We start from the raw sequence: 15,751 nt of genomic DNA on the forward strand, positions 1-15,751 counted from the left end.
ACTTAGGTCGCCCTTTTTTTTGGCTAGCTAAAGAGAAGGTCTTTGTATGCAAGAGTCGCTTTTTTCGCTACCCGTGGTGACGCAGATTACGCCTTATCTGTCACAACGTCAGATTGGTGATTTGCCCGTCATTGTCGTCAACCATCCTCGTGTCCGTGCCGCCATTACCCTGCAGGGTGCTCATTTGCTTGCCTGGCAACCGAGCGGCCAGCAGCCGGTGTTATGGCTGAGTGACAAAACACCGTTTGCTGCCGGTAAAGCTATTCGCGGCGGCGTACCGATTTGCTGGCCATGGTTTGGTCCGGCGGGTGAACCAGCACACGGCTTTGCCCGTAACCTGCCCTGGACGTTGTCAGCACATGATGAAAATGAAGAAGGTGTCATTCTGACCTTCGCGCTGGAAAGCAACGCACAAACCAAAAAGCTCTGGCCGCACGATTTCACCCTGTTTGCCCGCTTCCGTATCGAATCCCATTGCGAGATCGAACTGGAAGCACACGGTGATTTTTCTGCCACCGCGGCGCTCCACAGCTATTTCCAGATAGCCGATATCGTCCAGACCGAGGTGAGCGGACTGGGTAACGCGTTTATCGATAAAGTGGACAGCAGTGCCTCCGGTGAATCAAATGGCCGCCAGACTTACCCCGGCCGTATTGATCGCGTGTTTACCGCGCCAGATGACTGCAGCGTGATCCATGATAAAGGTGGCAACCGGCTTATCGAGGTTTACCATCATTATCAAAGTGACGTTGTCACCTGGAACCCGGGGCCAGAATTGTCATGCAGCATGGCTGATATGGCTAATGATGGTTACAAAACCATGGTGTGCGTGGAAACCGCACGCATTAATCAGCCGTTAGTGAGCGCTGGTGAATCCCCTGCCCGCCTCGCCACCACCTTCCGGTTGCGCAGTAAAGCCTGATAAAAGCGGTGCTGATGCGCCGCTATACCACATCCAGCGGCAGCTTATTCTGCGGCGGTGGAAACGCCTGGTTCAGCAACGCCAGTTCTTCCCCGCTTAACACCACGTCAAGCGCTGCCGCATTTTCCCGCACATGAGCCACACTGCTGGCTTTCGGAATGGCGATCACCCCATCTTTACGAATCACCCATGCCAACAGCAATTGCGCTACGCTAATGCCCTGCTGTTGTGCAACCTGCTGCACGCGCGCATCGCTGAACAGTGACTGCCGCAGCCGCCCCGCCTGGGCTAACGGGCAGTAGGCCATGATGGGGACATCACGCTGCTGGCATTCCGGCAGCAAATCATATTCGATCCCCCGCGAGGCGAGATGATAAAGCACCTGATTGGTCAGACAGGCGCTACCGCCGTCTTCTCCCCACAGCTCCTGCATATCGTCAGTATCGAAATTCGATACTCCCCAGTGCCGGATTTTCCCCTGCTGTTGCAGGGTTTCCATCGCGAGGATGGTCTCTTCCAGAGGGATGTTGCCACGCCAGTGCAACAAATAAAGGTCGAGATAATCAGTCTGTAAACGGCGCAGACTGCGCTCACAGGCATCAATAGCATCGACTGCACCGGCGTTCCACGGGTAGACCTTTGACACCAGCCAGGCCTGATCGCGTCGTCCTTTTAATGCCTCACCCACGACAATTTCCGCCCCACCCTCAGCATACATCTCAGCGGTGTCAATCAACCGCAGTCCGCAGTCCAGCCCGGCCTGCAGCGCTGCGACTTCCTGCTGGTGTGTCGCCGGGTTTTCCCCCATATACCAGGTCCCCTGGCCGATCGCCGGTAACAGTGATTCTCCCTGAAACTGAATTGTTCTGGTCACAAAGCCTCCAAATGCACCATAAATGAACCCACAAATGGTGCAATACAGAAAAAGAGCACCATTGCGGTGCATGGATGCAAAACCAACAAAAAATAGCGCCATGCAGCGTGGTCTGACACTGCGGCTGTCAGGTTACAGAAGGTGTTCTCGCGTACGAAACACACATTGCTGATATGAACCAGGAGCAACGTTTACCCTGTCATCATCACCCAGCAGCACCGGCTAAAAACGGTCCTGCCCATCACGATAAGATGATTCGTCATAAATAACAAAGGCACTATGAGATAAGGGAACTGCACCGGTGCTGCAAGCCGCAAAATATCAGGATCCCGGCACAGAAAGCACTTTAAGTTTGAAATGGTTCACAATTTATTCGGTCTATTAATATAACAATCACACACAGAGTCTAACCAAATTCTGCCAATGCTTTAACTTTTAATGAGGGTGCTTCTCAATCGCAGCAGAATTGTCTCAAATCGACGATACCGGCCCGAAATGAGGGCCTGGTTTTCCATAGCTTATGAGACTTTGTTATTGATATATCGCTAAATAAGGAGAAAAGACGGAGGAAATTTCTTAAATGCCTTCTACAGTTAAAAGTAAGACGAGACTTTTTGTACGAGCAGAGTAACCATAAGAATTGTGTATCCCGATAAAAAAACGTCAGGTTGGCATAAGGGTTGCTGTACTCAATAGAGAATATCTTCCGGGAGCTGCAAGAGCATCTTATTACGCTCCTTTACCTGTGCTAAAAACGAAAGGACGGGCATCGCTATGAATATATTCGATCACTATCGTCAGCGTTATGAAGCTGCCAAGGACGAAGAGTTCACACTGCAGGAATTCCTCGCAATCTGTAAGCAGGATCGCAGTGCATACGCCAACGCTGCAGAGCGACTGTTGATGGCCATTGGTGAGCCAGTGATGGTTGACACTGCTCAGGAGCCACGCCTTTCCAGAATATTCTCGAATCGCGTCATTGGACGCTACCCTGCGTTTGAAGAGTTCTACGGCATGGAAGAAGCGATTGAACAGATCGTCTCTTACCTCAAACATGCTGCGCAGGGGCTGGAGGAGAAGAAACAGATCCTTTACCTGTTGGGTCCGGTGGGTGGCGGTAAATCTTCCCTGGCCGAACGCCTTAAATCGCTGATGCAGCGCGTACCGATTTACGTGCTCAGTGCCGATGGCGAACGTAGCCCGGTGAATGATCATCCGCTGTGCCTGTTCAACCCGCAGGAAGACGCCAACATCCTCGAAAAAGAGTATGGTGTGCCGCGGCGTTACCTCGGCACCATCATGTCTCCGTGGGCAGCGAAACGCCTGCACGATTTCGGCGGCGATATCACCCGTTTTAAAGTGGTCAAAGTCTGGCCATCTATTCTGGAACAGCTGGCGATTGCCAAAACTGAACCGGGCGATGAAAACAACCAGGACATCTCCGCGCTGGTGGGTAAAGTGGATATCCGTAAACTGGAGAACCACGCCCAGAACGATCCCGATGCTTACGGCTACTCCGGCGCACTGTGCCGTGCCAACCAGGGCATCATGGAATTCGTTGAGATGTTCAAAGCACCGATCAAAGTGCTGCACCCTCTGCTGACTGCAACGCAGGAAGGGAACTACAACGGTACTGAAGGGATCTCCGCACTGCCGTTTAACGGCATCATTCTGGCGCACTCCAACGAATCAGAATGGGTCACCTTCCGTAACAACAAAAACAATGAAGCGTTCCTTGACCGTGTGTACATTGTCAAAGTGCCTTACTGCCTGCGTGTTTCCGAAGAGATTAAAATCTACGAGAAACTGCTGAACCACAGTGAGCTGGCCACAGCGCCTTGCGCGCCGGGTACACTGGAAACCTTAGCGCGTTTCTCCATCCTTTCGCGCCTGAAAGATCCGGAAAATTCCAGTATCTACTCCAAAATGCGCGTCTACGATGGTGAGACACTGAAAGATACCGACCCGAAAGCCAAGTCATGGCAGGAGTACCATGACTACGCTGGCGTGGATGAAGGGATGAACGGTCTTTCTACCCGTTTCGCCTTTAAAATCCTGTCACGCGTGTTCAACTTCGACCATGCCGAAGTGGCGGCTAACCCGGTACACCTGTTCTATGTGCTGGAACAGCAAATTGAACGCGAGCAGTTCCCGCAGGAGCAGGCTGAGAAATATCTGGAGCACCTGAAAGGTTACCTGATTCCGAAGTACGCCGAGTTTATTGGCAAAGAGATTCAGACGGCTTACCTCGAATCTTACTCGGAATATGGTCAGAACATTTTTGATCGGTATGTCACCTACGCCGATTTCTGGATTCAGGATCAGGAATACCGCGATCCAGATACCGGACAATTGTTTGATCGTGAATCACTGAACGCCGAGCTGGAAAAAATCGAGAAACCTGCCGGGATCAGCAACCCGAAAGATTTCCGTAACGAGATTGTCAACTTTGTGCTGCGTGCCCGTGCGCAGAACAGCGGACGCAATCCGAACTGGACCAGCTACGAAAAACTGCGCACGGTTATCGAGAAGAAAATGTTCTCGAACACCGAAGAGTTGCTACCGGTGATTTCGTTCAATACGAAAACCTCAACGGACGAACAGAAAAAACATGATGATTTTGTCGATCGCATGATGGAGAAAGGCTATACCCGCAAACAGGTGCGCCTGCTGTGCGAATGGTATCTGCGTGTGCGTAAATCGTCATAATTCGGTCTGTAAGCTAAACGGCGCCGGTGCGCCGGAAGAGGAAGGTCGGGTTCGCCCGACCTGGCTTGCACTGTAGTTTGGGGGAACTTTATGGCCTATTTCATCGATCGGCGTCTGAACGGCAAGAATAAAAGCGCAGTCAATCGGCAGCGCTTTCTGCGCCGTTACAAGTCGCAAATCAAGCAGTCGATCTCCGAGGCCATCAACAAGCGTTCGGTTACCGACGTGGAAAGCGGCGAGTCCGTCTCCATTCCAATTGACGACATCAACGAACCGATTTTCCATCAGGGCCGTGGCGGCAGCCGCCATCGCGTCCATCCCGGTAACGATCATTTTGTCCAGAATGACCGCGTCGAGCGCCCGCAGGGCGGCGGCGGCGGTGGCGGAGCCGGTCAGGGCAATGCCAGTCAGGATGGTGAAGGCCAGGATGAGTTCGTCTTCCAGATTTCGAAAGATGAATATCTTGACTTACTGTTTGAAGATCTTGCGCTACCTAACCTGCGTAAGAATCAGCATCGCCAGTTAAACGAATACAAAACCCACCGGGCAGGTTTCACTTCTAATGGGGTTCCGGCCAATATTAGCGTGGTGCGTTCGTTGCAGAATTCTCTGGCACGTCGTACTGCCATGACGGCGGGTAAACGCCGTATGCTGCATGAACTGGAAGCCACACTCAGCGAGGTGGAAAAAACCGAGCCTGCGCAGCTGCTGGAAGAGGAGCGACTGCGCAAAGAGATCGCGGAGTTACGTGCGCGCATCGAACGCGTGCCGTTTATTGACACCTTCGATCTGCGTTACAAAAATTTCGAGAAACGTCCTGAGCCTTCCAGCCAGGCGGTGATGTTCTGTCTGATGGACGTTTCTGGCTCCATGGATCAGGCCACCAAAGACATGGCGAAGCGTTTTTACATTCTGCTCTATCTGTTCCTGAGCCGAACCTATAAAAACGTCGATGTGGTATACATCCGCCATCACACCCAGGCAAAAGAAGTGGATGAACAGGAGTTTTTCTACTCGCAGGAGACCGGCGGTACTATCGTATCCAGCGCCCTGAAGTTGATGGACGAGGTAGTGAAAGAACGTTACGACCCGGCGCAATGGAATATCTATGCCGCGCAGGCCTCGGATGGCGATAACTGGGCCGATGACTCCCCGTTGTGCCACGAGATTCTGGCGAAGAACATTCTGCCGGTGGTGCGTTATTACAGTTATATCGAGATCACCCGCCGCGCCCATCAAACCTTGTGGCGTGAGTATGAGCATTTGCAGGCAATGTTCGATAACTTTGCGATTCAGCACATCCGCGAGCCGGAAGATATTTACCCGGTATTTAGAGAACTTTTCCACAAACAGGTGGCAGAAGCCTGATAAGCATAGCCGGTCACTGACCGGCTTTTTCTTTCCCGCAACCGCTACATTCCCGCCAGACGATGCTGATTTTGCCGACAAATTTAACTACAGATGCCCCAACACCTGCCGATATTAAAAAATGTGTAATTTTGCGCTGACAAGCTATTGATAAGGCATTATCTTTTGTCTTCATCCGTGTGAAACTTACACACTACATCTGATTTGCCACCCGCCGCAGGAGAATGCCGTTGAATGCCAGCATGGTTTACAGTTTGTTCATTATTGGTTCAGTGCTGGTAGCGGCAAGTATTCTGCTTAGCTCCTTCTCATCACGCCTGGGTATCCCGATTCTGGTGATCTTCCTCGCACTGGGGATGCTGACCGGGGTTGATGGTATCGGCGGTATCGCTTTTGATAACTATCCGGTCGCTTATCTGGTTTCGAACCTGGCGCTGGCGATCATCCTGCTCGACGGTGGAATGCGTACCAAAGCCAGCTCGTTTAAAGTCGCGCTGGGTCCGGCGCTGTCGCTGGCAACGGTGGGCGTGATGATCACCGCCGGTCTGACCGGACTGGCCGCCGCCTGGCTGTTCCATCTCGATTTGATGCAGGGCTTTCTGATAGGTGCCATTATCGGCTCCACCGACGCCGCAGCGGTCTTTTCCCTGCTGGGTGATAAGGGCCTGAACGAACGCGTCAGCGCCACACTGGAGATTGAATCAGGCAGCAATGACCCGATGGCGGTGTTTCTGACCATCACCCTGATCGACATGATTCAGCAGGGACAAAGCGGCCTGAGCTGGATGTTTGTGGTGCATCTGGTGCAGCAGTTTGGTCTGGGAATTGTGCTCGGACTGGGGGGTGGCTGGGCGCTGCAACAGCTGATCAACCGCATCAATCTGGCACAGGGGCTGTATCCGCTGCTGGCGCTGAGTGGCGGGATCATTGTGTTCGCGCTGACCACGGTGATGGAAGGCAGCGGGATTCTGGCGGTTTACCTGTGTGGCTTCCTGCTGGGCAATAGCCCGATTCGCAACCGCCATGGCATTCTGCAAACTTTCGATGGTATGGCGTGGCTGAGCCAGATTGGCATGTTTATCGTGTTGGGCCTGCTGGTCACCCCTTCGGATCTCTGGCATATCGCCATTCCGGCGATGCTGCTGTCATTGTGGCTGATTCTGGTAGCGCGCCCGCTGTCGATTCTGGTGGGATTATTGCCGTTTAAAGGTTTTACCGGCCGCGAACGCATCTTTATCAGTTGGGTCGGGCTGCGTGGCGCGGTTCCCATCATCCTCGCGGTATTTCCGATGATGGCCGGGCTGGAGAATTCCTCGCTTTACTTCAACATTGCCTTCTTTGTGGTGCTGGTGTCACTGATGCTGCAGGGCACCTCTCTGGGCTTTGCCGCGCGCAAAGCTAAAGTGGTGGTCCCGCCGACCGCCTCCCCGATTAGCCGTGTCGGACTGGATATTCATCCGGAAAACCCGTGGGAACAATTTGTCTATCAACTCAGCGCCGACAAATGGTGTATCGGTGCCGCGCTACGTGATTTGCAGATGCCGCGTGAAACCCGTATCGCCGCGCTGTTTCGTGACAATGTGCTGATGCATCCTAATGGCAGTACGCGGCTCAAAGAGGGAGACGTGCTGTGCGTGATTGGTCGCGAGCGCGATCTGCCCGCCCTCGGCAAGATGTTCAGTCAGTCGCCACCGGTGGCGCTCGACCAGCGCTTCTTTGGTGACTTTATTCTGGATGCCGATGCACGGCTGCGTGATGTCGCGCAGATTTACGGGCTGGATCTTGATGAAGAGACTAACGATCAGCAATCCCTCGGCCAGCTGGTGATGTCCCTGCTGGGCAGCACGCCAGTGGTTGGTGACCAGGTTGAATGGAACCAGCTGACCTGGACGGTGGCGGAGAAAGAAGACAATCACATTCTGAAGATTGGGGTACGTCCGGCGGAAGAGAAGGAATAATCCGAGGCCAGACCACTCGTAAACCGAGCCAGAACGACTATGATCACAGTTCCACCCAGTGCAAACGGGAGATTCCTATGGGACATGTGGTTAAGATTGGTCGTTACGAGATCATTGATGCGGAACTGAACGCCGAGAAACCCGACACCGTCAGTATCCCCTGCCTGACTAACCCCGGCCTGAGCTATCAGCTCGACGGCTGGGATCATGAAACCAGCGTACCGGCCTGGATCGATGGCGAACCCGTCGATCTGGAAATTGGCCACTACGATAAGCAACAAGACCGCTGGGTACTAAAGAAACCCGCCTGAGTCATTTTATTTACCGCCATCCGCTGCGAATGGCGGTTATTCCTAAAAACAGTCTTAAAATAAGGCGTTATATAGGATAATTTTTAGATTTTATTACATATATTCATTAGGTTATATCACTTCCGCACCAGGCATTTCTTTCCTTTTCAGACTATTTCCATATTAACTCCGTCAGATAACTCCTGCATAATCTTTAACACCGCTACAGAATATTGTGACAATAATCACGTTTTTAGCGGTCTTTTAAAGCGCAACGCTAATGGCAGCACCGACTCACATTTCGCTGAGAAATCATATCTTTCCCTATTCAGCGATTCACACCTGAACGCGTACTTGATTCTGGTCAGGCCATCTTTTACTGAAGAAAAGAGAGCAGGTTTTATGGCAAGTACATTGGTATTGAACAATGCGGCCCGCTCATGGAGCGGCTTGCGAAAAAATCTTATTGCGAAGGTTGCCCTAAGTATTTCTGATTTAATTGCATTAAATCTGGCACTTTTTTTGTCTGCCGCCACCGTCCAGGGTATTTGGGGAGAACTGGACAGCTTTATTCCTCCACAACAGATTGAATATCGTTTTATTGCCCAGTTGGGTCTGTCACTTCTTTGCACGCTGTGGTTTTGGGTGCGCTTACGTCATTACACTTATCGCAAGCCTTTCTGGTTTGAGCTGAAAGAGATCGTCAAAACGCTGTTTGTGTTCTCATTGCTCGATCTGGCGCTGATCGCCTTCTCGAAATGGGACTTCTCACGCATGGTGTGGGTGTTCAGCTGGAGCTATGCCCTGCTGCTGCTGCCACTGATGCGTGCCGGGGTCAAACGCGCCATCAACCGCGCCGGACAATGGCAAAAAGAGACCATCATCATTGGTTCCGGTAAAAATGCCATGGAAGCCTACGCAGCCCTGCAAAGTGAAGAAATTCTTGGCTACAACGTGCAGGCGTTTATTGCACTTGAGGATGATAAACGCCCGGAAAGTGTCAATGGCGTTCCGGTCATCACCTGGGAAGATATTAACTGGCAAACCATGGACCGCGATAACACCCAATTTATCGTCGCCACCGAGTTTGAGCAGCAGGTGGTGCGTGATAAATGGCTGAAGTTCCTGTCAAAAATGCAGTGTCGCTCGGTATCCGTCATTCCGACGCTGCGCGGCGTGCCGCTGTATGGCACCGACATGTCATTTATCTTCAGCCATGAAGTGATGATTCTGCGCGTCAGCAACAATCTGGCTAAACGCTCTTCGCGCTTCCTGAAACGGACCTTTGATATCGTGGTGGCTTCGCTGCTGCTGCTGTTCCTGGCCCCGGTTTTCGGCCTGCTGTGCTGGATGGTGAAACGTGATGGCGGGAATGCCATCTACGGTCATGAGCGCGTCGGATTTGAAGGCAAAAAGTTTAAATGCCTGAAATTCCGATCGATGGTGACCAACTCACAGGAAGTGCTGCAAAACCTACTCGCCACCAGCGAGGAAGCCCGGGCTGAATGGGATCGGGATTTCAAATTGAAGAATGATCCACGCATCACCAAAATTGGTGGCTTCCTGCGTAAAACCAGCCTTGATGAGCTGCCGCAGTTGTGGAACGTGATTCGCGGTGAGATGAGTCTGGTGGGGCCACGCCCGGTGATTGAGGCTGAGCTGGAACGCTATGCGGGGGATGTGGATTACTACCTGATGGCTAAACCGGGTATGACCGGGCTTTGGCAGGTCAGTGGCCGTAACGATATCGATTACGACACCCGCGTCTATTTCGACTCCTGGTACGTGAAGAACTGGGCGCTGTGGACGGACATCGCCATTTTGTTCAAAACCGCAGGCGTCGTGCTGCGTCGCGACGGCGCATACTAATACCCTCGACGCGATGTCTGTTGCAGTCTGGCAGGCATCGCCTTTTCTCTTTTTACCCCTTTCTTTTTTTCCGCTTAATCATTACCCTTCCCGCTCAATTAACAGGACGTTTCTGGTTCGTAATGCAAAAATTTACCCTACTGCTCTTAAGCCTGGTGCTGCTGGCACCGCTCGGCATTGATCTTTATCTTCCGACGTTACCGCAAATTGCTGAAGGGCTGGACAGCCCGGTAAGCCTGATTCAAACCACCATTCCGCTGTTCCTGCTGGTGATGGGGTTGGGTCAGTTGATCACCGGCCCGCTGGTGGATAATTTTGGCCGTAAACCTATCGCCCTGATTGGCCTGGCGCTGTACATCATCGGCAGTGCGGTCGCGGCGACCGCGACCGTCTGGCCGGTGTTCATGCTGGCGCGATTGATTCAGGGCTGTGCGGTGTGTTGCACGGCAGTGGTGGCTTTCAGCGGTGTGCGCGATCGCCTCAGCGGTGAAGCCGCCGCACGCGCTTACGGTTTCCTGAATGGCGCACTGAATATTGTCCCGGCGCTGGCCCCATTGCTGGGGGGATTGCTGGCGGATGCCTTTGGCTGGCGCGCGCCTTTCTGGTTCCTGTGCATTTACGCCGTTGTGCTTACGGTGGTCGTGCTGCTGTGGCTGCCTGAGACTCGTCCGGCAAATACGTTGCGCGTTGCCGGACTGCCGCTGGCGCAATATCTCGCCATCGCGCGTGAACCGCGTTTTCTTGCTTTTGCCTTTGCCAATGCCGGGGCACTCGGCATGGTGCTGACCTATGTCTCGCTGGCACCCCATGTACTGATGACGGAAGGCGGACTTACGCCGCTCCAGTTCTCCTTTGCCTTTGGTGCCAATGGTTTCTGGATCATGCTGGTCAGCGCTTTTGTCAACAAAACCATTCGCAAAGCCGGACGCCCTTTCTGCCTGGCGATGGGTTTTGTGGCGATGCTGGTCGGCGCGCTGCTGCTGACAGCAGGCATGGTGTTGTTGCCGGATAGCTGGCAAACCCACTGGTCGCTGTACATGATCCCGGTGGCGATCTCGGTCGCTGGCCTGGCGTTCACCGTTGGACCGGCCACCAGCTATGCGCTGGAACCGTATCAACAGCAGGCTGGTGTCGCCTCTGCGTTACAGGGATTTATTCAGATGGCATGCGGTGCGGGTGGCAGCCTGCTGGTGGTTGCCTTCCCGCTGGCAGAAAAATCTGCGCTGGCATTGATGATGCTGATTGGTGCAGCGCTGGCGCTGATCGCCTGGCGCTGCAGCAAAGGAATGCACGGATCTCTGACTGCGGTTAAATGATTTCCACCGGAACGCGTGGTGCCAGGGCACACATCAACTCGTAGCCCACCGTTCCGGCTGCTTTGGCCACGTCGTCGATTTTCACCTGCTCGCCCCACAGCTCCACTTTCGAACCAATGCCAGCCTGCGGGCAGGGCTCCAAATCAATCATTATCATATCCATGGAGATGGCACCGAGGGTGCGGGTTCTCACGCCATCGACTGACACCGGCGTGCCGGTTGGCGCATGACGCGGATAGCCATCAGCATAGCCACAGGCCACTACCCCAATACGCTGTGCAGCTGACGCATGGTAGCGATAGCCGTATCCCACACCATCACCCGCCTGCAACTGCTGAACACCAATGATTTCACTGGTCAGTGTCATCACCGGTTGCAGGCCGGTACTGGCGATATCCTGCCAATTGCCACTTGGTGAGGCGCCGTACAGCACGATACCCGGACGAACCCAGTCAAAATGCGCTTCCGGATGCCACAATGTCGCTGCCGAGTTCGACAACGAACGCGGGCATTGCAGCCCTTCTGCCGCCTGCTCGATGCGTTTCATCGGTTCGATCAGTCCCTGCGGGTTTTCCGCATCGGCAAAATGTGCCATCAGCGTCATCTCAGCCACATTCGGCAGTGCGCGCAGAGCCTGCCACACCGCGTTAACCTGCTCCGGGCGAAAGCCCAGACGGTTCATCCCACTGTTGACTTTGACGTAGATATCGACAGGGGCAGAGAGCTGCGCCTGCGCCAGCGCCTGGATTTGCCAGTTACTGTGTACGCTGGTGGTCAGACGATAGCGGTCAATCAGTTGCAGATCCTCGGGATGGAAGAAACCTTCCAGCAGCAAAATCGGTTTTTTCCAGCCCTGTTCGCGTAACAGGATGGCCTCTTCCATATTCAGCAACGCGAAACCATCGGTCTCGGCCAGGCTCTGCCAGACACGACGGATACCATGCCCGTAAGCATTAGCCTTTACCACCGACCAGACGCGTGACGATGGCGCCGCCTGACGAACGATGGCCAGATTATGTCGCAGCGCCTGTTGATTAACGGTGGCGACAATAGGACGTGACATACTCTTGCTCTCCCTGAATGCTCAGCGCGCTACGTTAGCATTACGCAGCGGCGAAGTGTTTGGCTCAAAACCCGGCAAATAACGCAATACAGACAAATCGTCAAAGGCGATAGCCGGTTTCTGGCCGGAAATCAGATCGGCCAGCAGCTGACCGGAACCACAGGCCATGGTCCATCCCAGCGTACCGTGACCGGTGTTGAGATAGAGGTTGGAGAGCGGCGTACGTCCAACAATCGGTGTACCGTCCGGCGTCATTGGGCGCAATCCGCTCCAGAAAGTGGCCTGTTCAACATAACCGCCTTCAGGATAGAGATCGCTGACCACCATCTCCAGCGTTTCACGTCGTGCCGGTAACAGTTTGGTGTTAAAACCAACAATTTCCGCCATACCCCCCACCCGGATGCGATCATCAAACCGCGTCACGGCAACTTTATAGGTTTCATCAAGAATGGTGGAAACCGGTGCAGCGTCCGGATTTTTAATCGGGATGGTCAGGGAGTAGCCTTTCAGGGGATAAACCGGGATGGAGACAATATCTTTCAACAGCGCGGTGGAGTAGGAACCAAACGCCACCACGTAAGCATCGGCTTTGATCACTTCATCGCCGCACTTCACGCCGTAAATACGGTTGCCTTCACGCAGCAGGTGATCAACCGGGGTATCGAAGCGGAAGGTGACACCCGCAGCTTTCGCCATCTCAGCCAGACGCTGGGTAAACAGCTGGCAATCACCGGTTTCATCATTCGGCAGACGTAAACCGCCTGTCAGCTTATGCGCTGTCGCCGCCAGCGCAGGCTCTGCACTCGCCAGCTGATGTGACTCCAGCAATTCATAAGGTACGCCTGCTTCTTTTAGCACGGCGATATCTTTGCTGGCACTGTCGAACTGCTGTCGGGTACGAAACAGCTGCAATGTACCGCCCTGACGCCCTTCGTAAGCAATGCCGGTTGACTCCCGCAACGCTTTCAGACAATCACGGCTGTATTCGGCGATACGCACCATGCGGCTTTTGTTTTCCTGATAATGACGCATATCGCAGTTACGCAACATGTTCCACATCCACTCCAACTGGAAGCGGCTGCCGTCAAGGCGGACAGCTAACGGCGCGTGACGCTGAAACATCCATTTAACCGCTTTTAGCGGCACACCGGGAGCAGCCCAGGGGGCAGCATAGCCGGGTGAAATCTGTCCGGCGTTGCCTGCACTGGTTTCCAGTGCCGCACCCGGCTGGCGATCAATGACGGTAACCTCATGTCCGGCCTGCGCCAGATACCAGGCGCTTGCGACGCCGACCACCCCACTTCCCAGAATCACTACGCGCATAAGACCCCCGCCACCCCAACAAAAGCATAATTGACCAAATAATTCGCCCGGCACAGCATAACCAGACACCTGATAAAACCTCTCATCTGACCATCACATTTCACATGTTTTTTACCATTCTGGTAACTAAAATCATGCCGACACGGCAAAATCAGGATTTTTTATGCTAAAAAATCATTAACCAGCAATTTATGATGCGCCAACCAGTGATTTTCTCTTTTTTCAGGAGAAAGCGCCGCAGTCATATAATGCGCTTATAAACAGAATTTTATTCTGATAATTGGAGCGTTATTGATATTTGGGTTTACGAAATCATCTGCGGGGTTTAATTGAATGATTTTGTGCCAAAAGAATTCGTTTGAGTTCCGGTTTCGGATAAGCGACAGTGGACTATCATTGATGTGTTCGCTCAGTTTTTTTGGGCTGTCTTTCTCAGGATGAAGCCTTAAACGTTCGTGACAGGTGACATTCCGTTACCTGCCACTCTGCAAAACAGAGGTGCGCTATGACGACAATCTTTGACGAGCCAACCAGGAACAGTAAACGACTCAGTGACGGACCTGACTGGACATTCGAACTGCTCGATGTCTATCTGGCGGAAATTGACCGCGTAGCCAAACTCTACGGGCTGGATACTTACCCGCACCAAATCGAAGTCATTACCTCTGAGCAGATGATGGATGCTTACTCCAGCGTGGGTATGCCAATCAATTACGCCCACTGGTCCTTCGGCAAGAAATTCATTGAGACTGAGCAACGATACAAGCACGGCCAGCAGGGTCTGGCTTATGAGATCGTGATTAACTCTAACCCCTGTATCGCCTATCTGATGGAAGAAAATACCATGACGATGCAGGCGCTGGTGATGGCGCACGCCTGTTACGGTCATAACTCCTTCTTCAAAAATAATTACCTGTTCCGCAGCTGGACCGATGCCAGTTCAATTGTCGATTACCTGCTATTTGCCCGTAATTACATTACCGACTGCGAAGAACGCTACGGCGTTGAAGAGGTGGAACGCCTGCTGGACTCCTGCCATGCGTTGATGAATTACGGTGTCGATCGTTATAAACGTCCGCAAAAAATCTCGCTGCAGGAGGAGAAAGCCCGGCAGAAAAGCCGTGAAGAGTACCTGCAAAGCCAGGTGAATACCTTGTGGCGCACTCTGCCGCGTAAAGAGAAGGAGTCGGTGCATATTGAAGCGGCCCGCTATCCTTCTGAGCCGCAGGAAAACCTGCTGTATTTTATGGAGAAAAATGCGCCGTTGCTGGAATCGTGGCAGCGTGAAGTGTTGCGCATTGTACGCAAAGTCAGCCAGTATTTTTATCCGCAGAAACAAACCCAGGTGATGAATGAAGGCTGGGCCACGTTCTGGCATTACACCATCCTCAATCATCTGTATGACGAAGGCAAAGTGTCGGAGCGTTTTATGATGGAGTTCCTGCACAGCCACACCAACGTGGTGTTCCAGCCGCCTTACAATAGTCCGTGGTACAACGGCATCAACCCCTACGCACTGGGATTCGCCATGTTCCAGGACATCAAGCGTATTTGTCAGTCACCGACCGAAGAGGATCGCTACTGGTTCCCGGACATCGCCGGATCTGACTGGCTGAAAACGCTGCATTTCGCCATGCGTGAGTTTAAAGACGAGAGCTTTATCAGCCAGTTCCTGTCGCCGAAGGTGATGCGCGATTTCCGCCTGTTTACCGTACTGGATGATGATCGCAACAATTATCTGGAGATTGCCGCCATCCATGATGAAGCAGGTTATCGTGCCATTCGTCAGCAGCTGTCTGCGCAATACAACCTGAGCAATCTGGAACCTAATATCCAGGTTTACAATGTTGACCTGCGCGGCGATCGTTCGCTGACGCTGCGCTATGTCCCGCAGCAGCGAGCACCGCTGGATAAAAGCCGTCGCGAAGTGCTGAAACACGTACATCGGCTGTGGGGCTTTGACGTGATTCTTGAACAACAGAATGAAGATGGCAGCGTTGAGCTGCTGGATCGCAGTCCGGCACGCGGCCCGGCACTGTGAGATAACGAAAAACGCCAT

Annotated in this window: 11 protein-coding genes; 8 read left to right on the plus strand and 3 right to left on the minus strand. The window is 53.1% G+C overall.

The features are described from left to right. Positions 1 to 46 precede the first annotated feature (46 nt). The gene (locus AC6I8X_RS10995) at positions 47 to 922 is read left to right on the plus strand and encodes a D-hexose-6-phosphate mutarotase (protein ID WP_497839789.1); all 876 of its coding nucleotides are present in this window, start codon (positions 47 to 49) and stop codon (positions 920 to 922) included. A gap of 22 nt (positions 923 to 944) precedes the next feature. Here the strand turns inward: AC6I8X_RS10995 and AC6I8X_RS11000 are convergent, their stop codons facing one another. Then, on the minus strand, positions 945 to 1,796 hold the full coding sequence (locus AC6I8X_RS11000) for an aldo/keto reductase (protein ID WP_497839790.1): 852 nt from the start codon (positions 1,794 to 1,796) through the stop codon (positions 945 to 947). A gap of 774 nt (positions 1,797 to 2,570) precedes the next feature. On the opposite strand from AC6I8X_RS11000, the gene yeaG reads away from it, so the two are divergent. The 6 genes from yeaG to AC6I8X_RS11030 all read left to right on the plus strand — a co-directional run bounded on the left by yeaG (position 2,571) and on the right by AC6I8X_RS11030 (position 11,306). After that, the gene (yeaG, locus tag AC6I8X_RS11005; RefSeq protein ID WP_332665996.1) at positions 2,571 to 4,505 is read left to right on the plus strand and encodes a protein kinase YeaG; all 1,935 of its coding nucleotides are present in this window, start codon (positions 2,571 to 2,573) and stop codon (positions 4,503 to 4,505) included. Between the two features lie 90 nt (positions 4,506 to 4,595). Next, complete coding sequence (locus AC6I8X_RS11010; RefSeq protein WP_299451245.1) at positions 4,596 to 5,873, plus strand: YeaH/YhbH family protein; 1,278 nt, start codon at positions 4,596 to 4,598, stop codon at positions 5,871 to 5,873. 230 nt (positions 5,874 to 6,103) lie between these two features. Beyond that, positions 6,104 to 7,831 carry a potassium/proton antiporter gene (locus AC6I8X_RS11015; protein ID WP_299451247.1) on the plus strand — a complete coding sequence of 576 codons (1,728 nt, stop codon included), beginning with the start codon at positions 6,104 to 6,106 and terminating at the stop codon, positions 7,829 to 7,831. A 77-nt stretch (positions 7,832 to 7,908) separates the two neighbouring features. Next, positions 7,909 to 8,142: a DUF1480 family protein gene (locus AC6I8X_RS11020; RefSeq protein WP_299451249.1), complete on the plus strand. Its 234-nt coding sequence runs from the start codon at positions 7,909 to 7,911 to the stop codon at positions 8,140 to 8,142. A 381-nt stretch (positions 8,143 to 8,523) separates the two neighbouring features. Continuing rightward, positions 8,524 to 9,990 carry an undecaprenyl-phosphate galactose phosphotransferase WbaP gene (gene wbaP / locus AC6I8X_RS11025; protein ID WP_299451252.1) on the plus strand — a complete coding sequence of 489 codons (1,467 nt, stop codon included), beginning with the start codon at positions 8,524 to 8,526 and terminating at the stop codon, positions 9,988 to 9,990. A 122-nt stretch (positions 9,991 to 10,112) separates the two neighbouring features. Beyond that, positions 10,113 to 11,306, plus strand: coding sequence for a multidrug effflux MFS transporter (locus tag AC6I8X_RS11030; protein WP_313688914.1), 1,194 nt, complete (start codon positions 10,113 to 10,115; stop codon positions 11,304 to 11,306). Here AC6I8X_RS11030 and dadX read toward each other — a convergent pair. Continuing rightward, the gene (gene dadX / locus AC6I8X_RS11035; RefSeq protein WP_313688912.1) at positions 11,299 to 12,369 is read right to left on the minus strand and encodes a catabolic alanine racemase DadX; all 1,071 of its coding nucleotides are present in this window, start codon (positions 12,367 to 12,369) and stop codon (positions 11,299 to 11,301) included. The two genes, AC6I8X_RS11030 and dadX, sit on opposite strands and share 8 nt — an antisense overlap. Before the next feature lie 21 nt (positions 12,370 to 12,390). Further along, positions 12,391 to 13,692 carry a D-amino acid dehydrogenase gene (locus AC6I8X_RS11040; RefSeq protein ID WP_084875250.1) on the minus strand — a complete coding sequence of 434 codons (1,302 nt, stop codon included), beginning with the start codon at positions 13,690 to 13,692 and terminating at the stop codon, positions 12,391 to 12,393. 505 nt (positions 13,693 to 14,197) lie between these two features. Between AC6I8X_RS11040 and AC6I8X_RS11045 the strand changes: the two genes are divergently transcribed. Further along, positions 14,198 to 15,733, plus strand: coding sequence for a SpoVR family protein (locus AC6I8X_RS11045; RefSeq protein WP_084875252.1), 1,536 nt, complete (start codon positions 14,198 to 14,200; stop codon positions 15,731 to 15,733). Positions 15,734 to 15,751 lie beyond the last annotated feature (18 nt).

This window comes from Pantoea sp. X-Soil-TKNS-1280 (assembly GCF_059730475.1).